Raw genomic sequence first — 15,340 nt, forward strand, 5'->3', positions numbered from 1 at the left:
GGTTTTTCGCGAGCAAGCTCGCTCCTACAAGGGGTATCGCCGAGCCTCTGTTTTCCTCCAGAAGCGCCGCACACCCACCGGTGTGCAGGTGCTCACCGCGTGAGATTGCGTTATGGATGGTATTTTCCTGCAGCAACTGGTCAACGGCCTGACCCTCGGGTCGGTCTATGGCCTGATCGCCATCGGCTACACAATGGTCTATGGCATCATTGGCATGATCAACTTCGCCCACGGCGAGGTTTATATGATTTCCGCTTACCTCGCGGCGATCAGTCTGGCACTGCTGGCTTACTTCGGCATCGAATCCTTCCCGCTGCTCATTCTCGGCACCTTGATCTTCACCGTCGTCGTCACTGGCGTATACGGCTGGGTAATCGAACGTGTCGCCTACAAGCCACTGCGCAACTCCACCCGACTGGCACCGCTGATCAGCGCCATCGGTATCTCGCTGATCCTGCAGAACTACGCGCAGATCGCCCAGGGCGCCAAGCAACAAGGCATTCCCACCCTGCTGGCCGGGGCCTGGCGTGTCGATATCGGCACAGGTTTCGTTCAGTTGACGTACACCAAGGTGTTCATCCTCGTGGCGGCGTTTGCCGGCATGGCGTTGCTCACTTACATCATCAAATACACCAAGCTCGGCCGCATGTGCCGCGCCACCCAGCAAGACCGCAAGATGGCGTCGATCCTCGGCATCAACACCGACCGGGTGATCTCCTATGTGTTCGTCATCGGCGCCGCCATGGCGGCATTGGCTGGCGTGTTGATCACCCTCAACTACGGCACCTTCGACTTCTATGCCGGCTTCATCATCGGCATCAAGGCGTTTACCGCAGCGGTACTCGGCGGCATCGGCTCCCTGCCTGGGGCGATGTTGGGCGGGATCATCCTCGGTATCTCCGAGTCGTTGTTCTCGGGGTTGATCAACTCTGACTACAAAGACGTGTTCAGTTTCTCCCTGCTGGTGGTGATTCTGATTTTCCGTCCCCAGGGCCTGCTTGGTCGCCCACTTGTGGCGAAGGTGTAAACATGTCTGCTGCCAAACCCATCGATATCAAGAAAAGTGTGGTCGATACAGTCCTCGCCGGGCTGATTTCACTGGTCGTGTTCGGTCCGATCGTCGGCGTGGTCCTCGACGGCTATAGCTTCAACCTGGAACCGGCCCGCGTGGCCCTGTTGGTGGCCATCGTGATGGTCGGCCGCTTTGCCATGAGCCTGTTCCTGCAAACACCCAAGGGCCTGAAGATCCTGCAGGGCTTCGAGAGCACCGGCTCCGGCGTGCACGTGCTGGCGCCGGACTACAAGTCGCGGCTGCGCTGGATCATCCCGGCACTGATCGTGATCGCCATCGTGTTCCCGATCTTCGCCAACAAGTACCTGCTCACCGTGGTGATCCTCGGGCTGATCTATGTGTTGCTCGGCCTGGGCCTCAACATCGTGGTGGGCCTGGCAGGCCTGCTCGACCTGGGTTACGTGGCGTTCTACGCCATCGGCGCCTACGGCCTGGCATTGGGTTATCAATACCTCGGCCTGGGCTTCTGGACGGTGTTGCCACTGGCGGCCATCGCCGCAGCGTTGGCGGGGTGCATACTCGGGTTCCCGGTGCTACGAATGCACGGTGACTATTTGGCCATTGTGACCCTGGGCTTTGGTGAAATCATCCGTCTGGTGCTCAACAACTGGCTGTCGTTTACCGGCGGACCCAACGGCATGCCGGTGCCATCGCCGACCTTCCTCGGCCTGGAGTTCGGCAAGCGCGCGAAGGATGGCGGGATTCCCTTCCATGAATTCTTCGGCATCGACTACAACCCCAACATCAAATTCCTGTTCATCTACATCGTGCTGTTCCTGGTGGTGCTGGCCGTGCTGTACATCAAGCATCGCCTGACCCGCATGCCGGTCGGCCGCGCCTGGGAAGCCTTGCGCGAAGATGAAATCGCCTGCCGCTCCATGGGCCTGAACCACGTGTTGGTCAAACTTTCGGCGTTCACCATTGGTGCATCGACGGCGGGCTTGGCCGGGGTGTTCTTTGCCAGCTACCAGGGCTTCGTCAACCCGTCGTCGTTTACCTTCTTCGAGTCGGCGCTGATCCTGGCCATCGTGGTCTTGGGCGGCATGGGCTCAACGGTGGGCGTGGTGATTGCGGCGTTTGTTCTGACCGTCGCGCCTGAACTGCTGCGTAGCTTCTCCGAATACCGCGTGCTTCTGTTCGGCGTGTTGATGGTGGTGATGATGATCTGGCGACCACGCGGCTTGATCCGCATCAGCCGTACCGGTGTGACCCCACGTAAAGGAGTGGCGCCATGAGCAAGGAAGTCGTCCTTTCCGTGGAACATTTGATGATGCACTTCGGTGGCATCAAGGCCTTGAGCGATGTGAGCCTCAAGGTGGAGCGCAACTCGATCTTCGCCCTGATCGGCCCCAACGGCGCCGGCAAGACCACGGTGTTCAACTGCCTCACCGGCTTCTACAAAGCCAGCGGCGGCAAGATCCAACTCAACCTTCGCGGCAAGCAGACCGACGTGATCCAGTTGCTCGGCGAGCGCTTCCAGCCCACCGACTTTGTGTCGCCCAAAAGCTTCCTCAGCCGGGTGTACTACAAGATGTTCGGCGGCACCCACCTGGTGAACCGCGCCGGCTTGGCGCGGACGTTCCAGAACATTCGCCTGTTCAAGGAAATGTCGGTGGTGGAAAACCTGCTGGTGGCCCAGCACATGTGGGTCAACCGCAACATGCTCGCGGGCATCCTCAATACCAAGGGCTACCGCAAGGCCGAAAGCGACGCGTTGGACCACGCGTTCTATTGGCTCGAAGTGGTGGACCTGGTCGACTGCGCCAACCGCCTGGCCGGTGAACTCTCCTACGGCCAGCAGCGCCGCCTGGAGATCGCCCGCGCCATGTGCACGCGTCCGCAGATCATCTGTCTGGACGAACCGGCTGCGGGCCTCAACCCCCAGGAAACCGAAGCCCTCAGCGCGATGATTCGCCTGCTGCGCGACGAACACGACCTCACCGTGGTGCTGATCGAACACGACATGGGCATGGTAATGAGTATTTCCGACCACATCGTGGTGCTGGACCACGGCAACGTGATCGCCGAGGGTGGGCCGGACGCGATCCGCAACGACCCGAAAGTGATTGCCGCCTACCTGGGCGCCGACGAAGAGGAGTTGGTATGAGTGCACCTATCCTCGAAATGAAGGACCTGGACGTGTATTACGGCCCGATCCAGGCCCTGAAAAAAGTCTCGCTGCACATCAATGAAGGCGAAACTGTCAGCCTGATTGGCTCCAACGGCGCGGGCAAATCCACGCTGCTGATGTCGATCTTCGGCCAGCCACGTGCCGAGTCGGGGCAGATCCTCTACAACGGTGTCGACATTACCCACAAGTCGTCGCACTACATCGCGTCCAACGGCATTGCGCAATCGCCGGAAGGGCGGCGAGTGTTCCCCGATATGACCGTCGAGGAAAACCTGTTGATGGGCACCATCCCCATTGGCGACAAGTTTGCCCAGGAAGACATGCAGCGCATGTTCGAGCTGTTTCCACGGCTCAAGGAGCGGCGTACGCAGCGCGCCATGACCATGTCCGGTGGCGAGCAGCAAATGCTCGCCATCGCCCGCGCGTTGATGAGCCGACCCAAGCTGTTGCTGCTGGACGAGCCGAGCCTGGGCCTGGCACCGATTGTGGTGAAGCAGATCTTCTCGACCCTGCGTGAGCTGGCCTCAACTGGGATGACCATCTTCCTGGTGGAACAGAATGCCAACCACGCGCTGCGCCTGTCGGACCGCGCGTATGTGATGGTCAACGGCGAGATTCGCCTGACCGGCACCGGCAAGGAATTGCTGGTGAATGAGGAAGTGCGCAACGCCTACCTCGGCGGTCACTGATAGCACGCTGACTCTGTAGGAGCGAGCTTGCTCGCGAAGAACGCCAACGATAACGCGTGCATGCTGAATGAGCGCGGTGCCTTTGAGTTCTTCGCGAGCGAGCTCGCTCCTACAGTTGTTTTAGGGTGTCCTTTGGGGGGGCGCCAAATTGTGGAAAACAAATCCAGCCTCCCTCCAAAGCGCGACATATAGCCGCCGCAAATCCCTGTTTTGTCACAGTTTTGACTTGTCCCCATCCGCTGTGGAACCGGCTGTGGGTAACGTGGGAGTAGCTGGCTGGAAGCCAATGAATTCGGGGCTTGCAGCGCGGCGGTTGTTTTTTGATCAGGCGGTTTTTGGTCGCCGGTCCAAGCCTTTGTCAACCTGTTTAAAGACACAGGTATATGACCGGAATATGTCCCGCCAGCCTGTGGATAAGTCTGTGACTAAACTCTGGAAAGACCGCCGCAGAGGCCGGAATGACTGGCCTGGAGCCATCGTTCTGATTTTCCGCTTACCGAAGGGCCTTCATACGGCCTGGCCAAGGTCAAGCAAAAAACTTTCTAAAACTGCCTGCAGCCCTTGTTTATAGCGGCCTGAAGCATTGTGTAGTTGCCCCCAAAGACTGTGGGCGCAGCTGTGGATAACCTGCGCGCACATAGCTGCAGGCCACGTTCCGTATGGCTTTGAGAGATCTGATTAAAAAGTGACCAGTCATGTATCAAGTTGTGTGCTTAGCGGTTGCCGCCATCGCGGCGTACGGGCATTCTGCTGGCTGATTTTTTCCCCGATGCCCGCAAGGAGAACACCATGTCCGACACGCTGTTTATTACTGGCGCAACCTCAGGTTTCGGCGAAGCCTGCGCCCGTCGTTTTGCCGAAGCCGGCTGGAAACTGGTGCTCACCGGCCGTCGTGCCGACCGCCTGAATGCGCTGGTCGAAGAGCTTTCCAAGCAGACTGAAGTGCATGGCCTGGTCGTGGATGTGCGGGACCGCAAAGGCATGGAAGATGCCATCGCCAACCTGCCGCCGTCGTTTGCCAAACTGCGTGGGCTGATCAACAACGCCGGCCTGGCCGTGGGCACCGACCCTGCGCCCAAGTGCAGCCTCGACGATTGGGAAACCATGGTCGACACCAACATCAAGGGCCTGCTGACCACCACCAACCTGCTGCTGCCACGCCTGATCGCTCACGGTCGTGGTGCGGGCATCATCAACCTGGGGTCCATCGCGGGTAATTATCCGTATCCGGGCAGCCACGTGTATGGCGGTTCCAAGGCGTTCGTGAAGCAGTTCTCGCTGAACCTGCGTTGCGACTTGCAAGGCACGGGCGTGCGCGTGACCAACATCGAACCGGGCCTGTGCGAGAGCGAGTTCTCGCTGGTGCGCTTCGGCGGTGACCAGGCGCGGTATGACGCGACTTATGCGGGTGCCGAGCCGATCCAGCCGCAGGACATTGCGGACACGATCTTCTGGGTCATGAACACGCCGGCGCATGTGAACATCAATCGGTTGGAGCTGATGCCGGTGAGCCAGACCTGGGCTGGGTTTGCTATCGAGCGTGGGGCGAAGTAAGGCTATAGACCGAGTTGCTACTATCGCCGGCAAGCCGGCTCCTACAGAAGAACGCTGTCGACCTGTAGGAGCCGGCTTGCCGGCGAGGCGGCAAATCGGCCAAAACACGACATAAGGTACACTCCACCCGGTAAAACCCCTCCGCACCGTGCGGATTTAAGGTTTTGACGGGAGGAAATGTGAGTAACCGAGGTGAGCAGGCACTGCTCAAACAATCGACCATCCTGATGTTCGCCGTCGCGATCGCCGGGATTGTCACGGGTGTGATTTCTGGCGCCCAATCCATTCTGTTCGACGGCTTTTTCTCGCTGATCGCCACCGCCATCAAGGTGTTGATGCTGATCACGGCCAAGCTGATCGCCAAGAAAAGCAACGAGCGTTTCCAGTTCGGCTATTGGCACCTGGAGCCGATGGTGCTGCTGATCGAAGGCAGTTTCCTGCTGCTGATCGCCATCTATGCGTTCCTCAACGGCGTGTTCGGCATTATCAATGGCGGCCGCGAGATCGAGTTGGGGCTGGTGATCATCTACGCGACGGTGTTTACCGTCGTCGAGTTCGCCTACTTCTTTTACGTGCGTTATCGCAATCGCCGCCTGAAATCATCGCTGATCCAGTTCGACAACATCAGTTGGCTGGTGGACGCGATGTTGTCGGTGGGCTTGCTGATCAGCTTCCTGGCGGCACTGTTGCTCAAGTCCCAGGGCTACGGCGAGTGGGCGGTGTATGTCGACCCATTGATCCTGATCCTGCTGGCCCTGAGCATGCTGGCGCCGGCGTTCAAGATCCTGCGCCCGGCCTTGCGCGAGGTGTTGGGAATTGCGCCGGACCAGTTGGACGACACAGTGCGCGAAGTGATGGAAGCGGCGCAGGCCAAACATGGTTTCGACGACTACGTGTCGTACGTGCAAAAGCACGGGCGGGCGCGGTTTATCGAGATTCATGTGGTATTGCCGGCGGATTACCCGGTGGATAACGTCGCGACGCTGGACGCGCTGCGCGAAGAGATATCCACAGGGCTCGGCACGCCGGATGCGGCGCGCTGGCTGACGATCAGCTTTACCGGAGATCGCAAGTGGATTGCATAAGGCCCTGGTAACAGGTGGCCAAGTGATACGGCGTGGTCGACGGCATGTCCCGTCGGCTTACGGCGCCCTTGGCATCCAGGCATTCATTCCAGCCTTTTGCATGCAGAAAGTGCTGTTGCAGCGCCAGCAATTGGCGTTGCAGCACCGCTTTGCTGTCCGGTCGCAAGGTCAGTGCCCGCAGGTACTCGGCCTGGGCCCAGATACGTTGGGTGCCGTCACGCACGGTGCCGTCCAGCGCCAGCATGCCGCTGACCGAACCGCTGACGTTATCCACTCCCTTGAGTTCTGCGTAGGCGAAAGCCCGGGTCAGGGACGCATGCAGCGGCGTACCGCGCAGCACATCCGACGACTCCAGCAAGAAGAACCATTCGAACTGGTGCCCCGGTTCGAACCAGTTATCCACAGCGCCCAGCGGTTTTTCCATCATCACGCCGTGCTGGCGGTCGATGAAGCGCTGCTGCATGGCCGTCGCCAACGCCAGCAGGGCAGCTTGTACGTTGGCATCCTCACGCACGGCGAGGGTGGCGAGGAAGCCTTCGGCCAAGTGCATCAGTGGGTTTTGCAGTGGGCCCGACTTCAGTGACGACCAGTTGCGCTCCAACACGGCTTCGTACAGACCGTCGTCTGTGGAAAATCGCTCGGCGACCACTTCCAGGGCGGCATTGAGCACCGACTCCACCAATGGCTCACGCACTTTGGCCCAGTAATGGGCGCAGGCAAAGATGATGAAGGCGTGGGTGTAGAGGTCTTTGCGCTTGTCCAGCGGCTGACCGGACGGGTCGATGCTGTAGAACCAGCCGCCGTGCTCGGCGTCGTGGAAGTGCCGTTGCAGGGAGCGGAACAGTGCCGCTGCGCGTTCTTCAGCAAAGGCCGCGCCGGGCTCGCCGATCAGGCTGGCAAATAGGTACAACTGCCGGGCGCAGGCCATGGCGCGGTAGCGTTGCGGGGGCAGTGGGTGATGGTCGGCGTCCAGCGCCTCATAGGGCAATGCCAGGTCGGCATTCCAGCCCGGGCCTTGCCAGAGCGGCACGATCAGGCTGTGGAAGTGCGTAAGCACGGTGTTCAAGGAGGGTTGGGAAGCGCTGGGCATTGGCTGGCGTCGTCACGGCAGGGGTGTAGGCGCGCATGGTATCAGGCTTGGGTTCTGTGTTGTTTGTACTGCCGCCTTCGCGAGCAAGCCCGCTCCCACAATTTGACCGAGTACTTCCTTGGAATGCGGTTAAATTGTGGGAGCGGGCTTGCTCGCGAAGAGGCCCTTATCGGCGCCGAAAATCAGCCTGCGAGCAACCAGACCCCCGTCGCCGCCGACGCCGCCCCCGCAATCCGCACCAACGGCGCCGCCGCAGCCGGCAGGAAGCGCACCACCGCATAACCGGCCGCGTGCAGCACGGCAGTCGCACCGACAAAGCCAGCGGCATACGCCCACGGGCTGGACATGTCCGGCAGCTCCAGGCCATGCGCCACGCCGTGAAACAGCGCGAACAAGGCCGTAGCCCCCACCGCCATGAACAGCGGCGGGCGCACCGCCAGCGCCACCGCCAGGCCCAGGGCCAGCACCGACGCGGCAATCCCGCTTTCCAGCGCCGGCAACGCCAGGCCTTCAAAACCCAATACGCCGCCAATCAGCATGGTGCCGACGAATGTGCACGGCAGTGCCCAGCGCGCCGCGCCTTTTTGCTGGGCGGCCCACAAACCGACGGCGACCATCGCCAGCAGGTGGTCGATGCCGCCCAGGGGATGGCTGATACCGGCCACCAGGCCGTTGTCGCCGTGGCCCGGGTGAGCGAAGGCCAGGGCAGGGGCCAGCAGCAGAGCGGCGGCGGTGAAGAGTTTCTTGAGGCTCATGGACAGGTTCCTTATGGGTTGATCAGGCGGCGGTCAGCAGGCCTTGGCGTTCGATGAAGGCGACGATGTCATCCAGGCCGACACCGGTTTTCTGGTTGCTGAACACAAAGGGTTTGCCGTTGCGCATGCGGGTGGTGTCGCTGTTCATCAGCTCCAGCGACGCGCCGACCAAGGGCGCCAGGTCGATCTTGTTGATCACCAGCAGGTCGGACTTGCAGATCCCAGGTCCGCCCTTGCGCGGCAGCTTGTCGCCAGCGGACACGTCGATCACGTAGATGGTCAGGTCCGACAACTCCGGGCTGAAGGTGGCCGAGAGGTTGTCGCCGCCGGATTCCACCAGAATCAGGTCCAGGCCGGGGAAGCGGCGGTTGAGCTGGTCGACAGCTTCCAGGTTGATCGAGGCGTCTTCGCGGATCGCGGTGTGCGGGCAGCCGCCGGTTTCCACGCCGATGATGCGTTCCGGCGCGAGGGCCTGGTTGCGCACCAGGAAGTCGGCGTCTTCGCGGGTGTAGATGTCGTTGGTGACCACCGCGAGGTTGTAGCGATCACGCAGCGCGAGGCACAGGGCCAGGGTCAGGGCCGTCTTGCCGGAGCCCACCGGGCCGCCGATGCCGACACGCAAAGGTTGTGTGTTCATATGTGCTTTTCTCCTAGGAACGGAACAGGCGGCTGTATTGGCGCTCGTGGGCCATGCAGGCCAGGGACAGGCCAAACGCGGCGCTGCCGAAATGGTGGGGTTCGATGCGGCTGGCGTCCTGCTGGGCTTGTTGCAGCAACGGCAGCAATTCACTGGTCAGGCGTTGGGCGGCTTGCTGGCCCAGGGGCAGGGTTTTCATCAGCACGGCCAGTTGGTTTTCCAGCCAGCTCCAGAGCCAGGCGGCGAGGGCGTCGGCGGGGCTGATACTCCAGGCGCGTGCGGCCAGGGCCCAGCCCACAGCCAAATGCGGTTCTGCGCACTCTTGAAGGAAGGTGCGGGCAGCTTCATCCAGTTCCGGCAGGCCGTTGAGCAGTTGTTGCAGGGAGTAGCCCATCTGCCGGCTCTCCTGGTACAGCTCGCGGGTCTCACGGCTGGCGCGATGTTCTTCGCACAGCTGGGCCAGGCGTGGCCAATCGGCCTCACAGGCTGCTTGGCAATGGGCGAGCAACACCGGCGCTTCGAAGCGCGCCAGGTTGAGCAGCAACTGATCGCTGATCCAGCGTCGCGCACTGGCAGCGTCGTTGACGCGACCGTTCTCCACCGCCATTTCCAAACCCTGGGAATAGCTGTAGCCACCAATCGGCAATTGCGGACTGGCCAGACGCAGCAGCGCCCAGGCTGGGTTCACAGGCGCACGCCGAACTGGTGCACGCCGAACTGGTGCAGCTTGGGCGGGTAGTTGAAATCTTCATCGCCATGGCGCGAATGATGATGCCCGCCGCCGTAGGCGCCATGTTCCGGCTGGAACGGCGCTTCGAGGGTCTGCGTCTGCGCGCCCAGCTGTTCGAGCATGCCCTTGAGTACATAGTCATCGAGCAGGCGCAGCCAGCCATCGCCCACCTGCAACGCCACATGCCGGTTACCCAGGTGATACGCCGCGCGCGTCAGTTCAAATGCGCTGCTGCAGGTGACATGCAGCAGTTGTTCAGGCCGGGCGCACACGCGTACGACTCGTCCGTCTTCAGCCTGTAGGAATTCGCCATCGTGCAGCGGCGGCTGGCCGCGCTCCAGGAAAAGGCCGACGTCTTCACCGTCGGCACTGAAACAGCGCAGGCGGCTTTTGCTGCGGGCTTCGAAGTTCAGCAGCAACTCGGCGGCCCAGAGGGCTTGGGGGGCGATTCGACGGTGGATCACCAGCATCAGGAAGCTTCCAGCTATGAGCGATGAAACAGCTAGAGCAAGGGGCTTGCCAATCTCGATAGGGAGTAGGAATTGCCTGTAGGCAATGGTGGTAATGCCACTAAACAGGGCGAAGCAGAATTCCGGATATGCTCCAAAGTGGTGCGCAATGTTGCGTGTTGCACGCGTGCTGGGCGTTTTCGGATTTTCCCTACAGGGTATGAGGAATCGGCGTTCATCACCTTACCCGCGAGATGATTAGTCTGTGCGCCGTGTTTAATTCACTGCGACGTTCATCATGTTCAAGTCATTTTGTTGTCTGGTCATTGTCAGTCTGTCTTTCGCCCTTTCATCGGCCTCTGCCAATCTGAAACCCCCGCCGTCTTTCAGCGCTTCGCTGGCGCCAGCGTCTATCGAGGATGTGGTGGACCGCGCCCACGAATTGCTGGGCACGCCGTACAAATGGGGCGGCACCTCGGCGGATCAGGGGTTCGATTGCAGCAGCCTGCTGGTCTATCTGTTCAAGACCGAGGCCAATATCAAGATACCGCGCACCACCGCCGCCATGCACCGCTCCACGGCTCCGACCATCAAGCGCAACGCACTCAAGCCCGGCGATGCGGTGTTTTTCAAGGCAAACGGGCGTGGCCAAGTCAGCCATGTGGGGCTTTATATAGGCCAAGGCAAATTCATTCATTCGCCACGTACGGGCAAGAACATCCGTATTGATTCGTTGAGCAACAGCTACTGGAACAAAAACTACACCACGGCCAAGCGTTTTCACTCGGCGGGGTGATTGCATTATTCGGTACTGCCCAGCCCTTGCCAGTGCTTCAAACCGATAAAGATAAAGCGCAATTGCTGGGTGATCTTCGCCTGGGGCGTGAGGTGGTCAGGCAGGGCCTGGGCCGGTGGGTCGATGATGTCGGGGAGGGTGGCGAACACACTTTTGACGATCAGGTCGGCCATCACATGCAGGCCCTCTGCATCCAGGTGCTGCAGTTTTGGCATGAACGTCAGGTCGGCCGCCAGGTCGCGGGTGATGTCTTCACGTAGCGCACCGATGGCTTGGCGCACGGCCAGGCAGCCGCCGTATTGCTCGCGGGCCAGGAACAGGAATTGCGAACGGTTGGCCGAGACCACATCGAGAAAGATTCGCACCGAGGCATCGATAATGCCGCCCATCACGAATTCGTTATGGCGCACCAGGCGGATGGTGGCGCGAAAGGTCTGGCCGACTTCACTCACCAACACGAGCCCCAACTGGTCCATGTCGGCAAAATGCCGATAGAAACCGGTGGGCACGATACCGGCGGTCTTCGCCACTTCACGCAGGCTCAGGCTGCCAAACCCACGGCCACACTCCATCAAATGGCGGGCTGCGTCCATCAGGGCGAGGCGGGTCTGTTGCTTCTGTTCGGCGCGGGGCAGCATTGGCGGGCGGGCTTTGTTGGCAAGTACAGCGACGCACTCTAGCAAAACAGGTCTGTTGACGTCGAACTTGGCGGGAGACGGGCGTGACGCGATCTACAGGAAAGCAAAAGCCCGATCGACAGATCGGGCTTTTTTCTCGGCCACCACGGGGTTAGCTCTGTGCTTGATGCAGTTCTTGCAGACGATCAGCACCGCCCTCAGCAACGCCTTCGGTGTAGGCGCGTTTGTTGGCTTGTTCAGCACCGCCTTCGACCAGACCTTTCTGTTCCAGACGATCACGGCCACCTTCGGCAACAGCGTTGCGTTCCATCAGGCGATCAGCACCACCTTCAACCAGGCCTTTCTGTTCCAGGCGGTTGCGGCCGTTTTCGGTCAGGCCATCGGTGTAAGCGCGTTTGTTGGCTTGTTCCGAACCATTTTCGGCCACAGCGCCTTTAGCGTAGTCACGATTCTCTTCTTCTTGCGAACCGCTGCGAGCAACGGTCTGGCTGAAAGGAACGGCGTCAGCTTTGACTTGTGGAGTGGCTTGTTCGGCGGCTGGCAGGGCAAAGGCACTGGAAGCCAGGATGGATAACAGGGCGGTAGCGAGTAATTGGCGTTTCATGATGGGTTGCTCCTTGGGAGGGCGATAAAGTGGGTACAGGGCTAATGCTACTCTCGATAAGTCGATATAAAAGTTCATAAACACAATGGTAATAATCAACAGAATTGATTGTTCTAGGCGGAGGCTCTAGATCGGGCCTCTCAAGCACGCGGTTTTGCACCGGGGTGGGTATTTTCGACACGTGCGTGGGTAACAATGGTGCGAGGTCGTAGGGAGAATCTGTCGAAGTGGTCAGAAATTGAGGTTTTTCCAGGCAAATCGGGGATCGGGTTAAACCCCCAGGCGGTTTGCCAGTCGTAGTTCTATAAGCTGTCCTTAAAGGCTGTCACCCAGCCAGTCGTATTCAGGAGTCCTGTGCAATGACGCGCACTCGTAAAATCGTCGCTTGGAGCTGCGCCAGCTTCGCTTTGTTAATCGCCGTGGTGGTGTTGGTCCTGGTGTTCTTTGACTGGAACCGCATCAAGCCGCCCCTCAATGCCAAGGTCTCCGAAGAATTGCATCGACCATTTGCCATCAACGGCAACCTGGCGGTGGTGTGGGCGCGTGAGCCCGATGAAGGCGGCTGGCGCGCTTGGGTGCCGTGGCCGCATGTGATTGCCGAAGACCTGACCCTGGGCAACCCGGACTGGTCGAAAAACCCGCAAATGGTCACCCTCAAGAAGGTGGAGCTGCGCATCTCGCCCCTGGCGTTGCTGGTGCAGCGCGTGGTGATCCCGCGTATCGACCTCACCGAGCCGAGCGCGCAGTTGCAGCGCCTGGCCGATGGCCGCGCCAACTGGACCTTTAAGTTCGACCCCAAAGACCCGAACGCCGAACCTTCCAACTGGGTGGTGGATATCGGCGCCATTGGTTTCGACAAAGGCCATGTGACCCTTGACGACCAGACCCTCAAGACTCAGCTGGATGTGATCATCGACCCGCTGGGCAAACCCATCCCGTTCGGCGAAATCGTCGGCGACGCCGATGCCAAGAAGGCCCTGGAAAAAGGCTCCGCTCCCCAGGATTATGCGTTCGGCCTCAAGGTCAAAGGCCAGTACCATGGCCAGAAACTCGACGGCAGCGGCAAGATCGGTGGCCTGCTGGCTTTGCAGGACGCGGCCAAACCCTTCCCGCTGCAAGCCCAGGTCAAGATTGCCGACACCAGCATCGCCCTGGCCGGCACCCTGACCGACCCGCTGAACCTGGGCGCGCTCGACCTGCGCCTGAAACTCGCCGGTTCCAGCCTGGGCAATCTCTATCCCCTGACTGGCGTGACCCTGCCGGATTCGCCGGCTTACTCCACCGATGGTCATCTGATCGCCAAGCTGCACGAAGCCAATGGCGCGTCCTTTCGCTATGACAACTTCAACGGCAAGATCGGCAACAGCGATATCCACGGCAACCTTGCCTACGTCGCCAGCCAGCCACGGCCCAAGCTCAGCGGCGCGCTGGTCTCCAACCAACTGCTGATGACCGACCTCGCACCGCTGATTGGCGCCGACTCCAACGCCAAACAAAAAGCCCGTGGCGGCGACAGCAAACAGCCGGCGACCAAAGTGTTGCCGGTGGAAGAATTCCGCACCGAGCGTTGGCGCGTCATGGATGCCGACGTGGAATTCACCGGCAAGCGCATCGTGCACAGTGCCGATCTGCCGTTTACCGACCTCTACACCCACCTGGTTCTGAATGACGGCGTACTGAGCCTCGAACCCCTGCGTTTCGGCGTGGCTGGCGGCAAGCTGGATGCGCAGATTCGTTTGAATGGTCGCATCACGCCAATGGAAGGCCGCGCCAAACTCACCGCGCGCAACTTCAAGCTCAAGCAGCTGTTCCCAACCTTCGAACCGATGAAAACCAGCTTTGGTGAACTCAATGGCGATGCCGACATTTCCGGACGCGGCAACTCCGTAGCAGCCCTGCTGGGCAGCTCAAACGGTAACCTGAAGATGCTGATCAACGACGGTGCCATCAGCCGCAGCCTGATGGAAATCGCCGGGCTCAACGTGGGCAACTACGTGGTAGGCCGCCTATTTGGCGACAAGGAAGTGAAGATCAACTGCGCGGCGGCGGACTTTGGCATCAAGACAGGCTTGGCGACCACGCGGTTGTTTGTGTTCGATACCGAGAACGCCATCATCTACATCGACGGCACGGCGAACATGGCCACCGAGCAGTTGGATCTCACCATCACCCCGGAATCGAAAGGCTTCCGCCTGTTCTCCCTGCGTTCACCGCTGTACGTCAACGGGCCGTTCATCAAGCCCAATGCGGGTGTGAAAGCCATTCCGCTGGCGCTACGGGGGGCGGGCATGGTGGCGCTGGGTGTAATTGCCGGGCCGGCGGCCGGGTTGCTGGCATTGGTTGCGCCGAGTGGTGGTGAGCCGAATGAATGTGCGCCGTTATTGCAGCAGATGAAGGAAGGCAAGGCGCCGAAAACCGTAAAAGGTTGATCGGCCACAAAAATGTAGGAGCCGGCTTGCCGGCGATGAGGGCCTTGAACTCTGTCGAGATCGTGAGGCCAGCATCGCCGGCAAGCCGGCTCCTACAGGGTATTGCGGTGTTACAGGCTTTCTAGGATATCCGCCATATCGTCCGCGTGCTCTTCTTCCTGAGCCAGGATTTCTTCAAACAGGCGACGTGTGGTCGGGTCTTTATCGCCAATGTATTGGATGATTTCGCGGTAGCTGTCCACGGCAATCCGCTCGGCAACCAAGTCTTCGTAGACCATTTCCTTGAGGTCTTTGCCGGCCACGTATTGGGCGTGGGAGTTCTTGGTCAGCAGGTCCGGGTTGAACTCCGGCTCACCGCCCAATTGCACGATGCGTTCGGCGAGTTTGTCCGCGTGTTCGGCTTCCTGGGTGGCGTGTTCGAGGAACTCGTCGGCGGCGACGGACGCCTTGATGCCGCTGGCCATGAAGTAGTGGCGCTTGTAGCGCAGCACGCAGACCAGCTCGGTGGCCAGCGATGCGTTGAGCAGGCGGATGATTTCTTCGCGGTCGGCGTCATAACCTTCAGTCACAGCACCGTTTTCGACGTTCTGGCGGGCGCGGCTGCGCAGGGTCGCAACGTCAGTCAAGTTTGCTTCGGTCATCTCAATCTCCTGGTACTAATCCGGTTTTGCGCCACGCTCT

At 60.3% G+C, this 15,340-nt stretch carries 16 protein-coding genes; 8 read left to right on the plus strand and 8 right to left on the minus strand.

Going from position 1 to position 15,340, the window contains the following annotated elements; translation table 11 throughout:
- The first annotated feature begins 112 nt into the window (after window positions 1-112).
- From CI807_RS09470 to CI807_RS09500, 6 genes are all read left to right on the plus strand, one after another.
- Window positions 113-1,027: a branched-chain amino acid ABC transporter permease gene (locus CI807_RS09470; protein ID WP_003188099.1), complete on the plus strand. Its 915-nt coding sequence runs from the start codon at window positions 113-115 to the stop codon at window positions 1,025-1,027.
- Window positions 1,028-1,029: 2 nt separating this feature from the next.
- Window positions 1,030-2,307: a high-affinity branched-chain amino acid ABC transporter permease LivM gene (gene livM, locus CI807_RS09475; protein WP_095014486.1), complete on the plus strand. Its 1,278-nt coding sequence runs from the start codon at window positions 1,030-1,032 to the stop codon at window positions 2,305-2,307.
- Window positions 2,304-3,179 (plus strand): ABC transporter ATP-binding protein, encoded by an 876-nt coding sequence (locus CI807_RS09480; RefSeq protein WP_028615532.1) that lies wholly within the window; start codon window positions 2,304-2,306, stop codon window positions 3,177-3,179. Before livM ends, CI807_RS09480 begins: the two co-directional genes overlap by 4 nt.
- Window positions 3,176-3,892 carry an ABC transporter ATP-binding protein gene (locus CI807_RS09485; RefSeq protein ID WP_016976934.1) on the plus strand — a complete coding sequence of 239 codons (717 nt, stop codon included), beginning with the start codon at window positions 3,176-3,178 and terminating at the stop codon, window positions 3,890-3,892. The genes CI807_RS09480 and CI807_RS09485 overlap by 4 nt, the downstream gene beginning before the upstream one ends.
- A gap of 789 nt (window positions 3,893-4,681) precedes the next feature.
- A complete protein-coding gene (locus tag CI807_RS09495; protein ID WP_095014487.1) occupies window positions 4,682-5,446 on the plus strand; it encodes an SDR family oxidoreductase in 765 nt (254 codons plus the stop codon).
- A gap of 179 nt (window positions 5,447-5,625) precedes the next feature.
- A complete protein-coding gene (locus CI807_RS09500) occupies window positions 5,626-6,531 on the plus strand; it encodes a cation diffusion facilitator family transporter (protein ID WP_095014488.1) in 906 nt (301 codons plus the stop codon).
- On the opposite strand, the gene CI807_RS09505 is transcribed toward CI807_RS09500, so the two are convergent.
- The 5 genes from CI807_RS09505 to ureE form a co-directional block, all read right to left on the minus strand.
- A complete protein-coding gene (locus CI807_RS09505; RefSeq protein ID WP_095014489.1) occupies window positions 6,503-7,621 on the minus strand; it encodes an AGE family epimerase/isomerase in 1,119 nt (372 codons plus the stop codon). The genes CI807_RS09500 and CI807_RS09505 overlap by 29 nt on opposite strands.
- A gap of 182 nt (window positions 7,622-7,803) precedes the next feature.
- Complete coding sequence (locus CI807_RS09510) at window positions 7,804-8,376, minus strand: HupE/UreJ family protein (RefSeq protein ID WP_028615536.1); 573 nt, start codon at window positions 8,374-8,376, stop codon at window positions 7,804-7,806.
- Between the two features lie 22 nt (window positions 8,377-8,398).
- Entirely contained in the window at window positions 8,399-9,013 is a 615-nt protein-coding gene (gene ureG, locus CI807_RS09515) for an urease accessory protein UreG (RefSeq protein ID WP_016972570.1), read from the minus strand.
- Between the two features lie 13 nt (window positions 9,014-9,026).
- Window positions 9,027-9,701, minus strand: coding sequence for an urease accessory protein UreF (locus CI807_RS09520; RefSeq protein WP_095014490.1), 675 nt, complete (start codon window positions 9,699-9,701; stop codon window positions 9,027-9,029).
- Entirely contained in the window at window positions 9,698-10,213 is a 516-nt protein-coding gene (gene ureE, locus CI807_RS09525) for an urease accessory protein UreE (protein WP_095014491.1), read from the minus strand. The genes CI807_RS09520 and ureE overlap by 4 nt, the downstream gene beginning before the upstream one ends.
- A gap of 277 nt (window positions 10,214-10,490) precedes the next feature.
- Between ureE and CI807_RS09530 the strand changes: the two genes are divergently transcribed.
- Window positions 10,491-10,988 (plus strand): C40 family peptidase, encoded by a 498-nt coding sequence (locus tag CI807_RS09530; protein WP_016976943.1) that lies wholly within the window; start codon window positions 10,491-10,493, stop codon window positions 10,986-10,988.
- Window positions 10,989-10,993: 5 nt separating this feature from the next.
- On the opposite strand, the gene CI807_RS09535 is transcribed toward CI807_RS09530, so the two are convergent.
- Both CI807_RS09535 and CI807_RS09540 read right to left on the minus strand, forming a co-directional pair.
- Window positions 10,994-11,626, minus strand: coding sequence for a TetR family transcriptional regulator (locus CI807_RS09535; protein WP_025857330.1), 633 nt, complete (start codon window positions 11,624-11,626; stop codon window positions 10,994-10,996).
- Between the two features lie 151 nt (window positions 11,627-11,777).
- Window positions 11,778-12,230: a hypothetical protein gene (locus CI807_RS09540; RefSeq protein ID WP_095014492.1), complete on the minus strand. Its 453-nt coding sequence runs from the start codon at window positions 12,228-12,230 to the stop codon at window positions 11,778-11,780.
- A gap of 359 nt (window positions 12,231-12,589) precedes the next feature.
- Here CI807_RS09540 and CI807_RS09545 point away from each other — a divergent pair, with 359 nt between their 5' ends.
- Window positions 12,590-14,659 carry an AsmA family protein gene (locus CI807_RS09545; RefSeq protein ID WP_095014493.1) on the plus strand — a complete coding sequence of 690 codons (2,070 nt, stop codon included), beginning with the start codon at window positions 12,590-12,592 and terminating at the stop codon, window positions 14,657-14,659.
- A 110-nt stretch (window positions 14,660-14,769) separates the two neighbouring features.
- On the opposite strand, the gene CI807_RS09550 is transcribed toward CI807_RS09545, so the two are convergent.
- A complete protein-coding gene (locus CI807_RS09550) occupies window positions 14,770-15,300 on the minus strand; it encodes a bacterioferritin (protein ID WP_016976947.1) in 531 nt (176 codons plus the stop codon).
- Window positions 15,301-15,340: the final 40 nt, after the last annotated feature.

The sequence above is a fragment of the Pseudomonas sp. NS1(2017) genome (genome assembly GCF_002269425.1).
GTDB lineage: Bacteria > Pseudomonadota > Gammaproteobacteria > Pseudomonadales > Pseudomonadaceae > Aquipseudomonas > Aquipseudomonas reactans.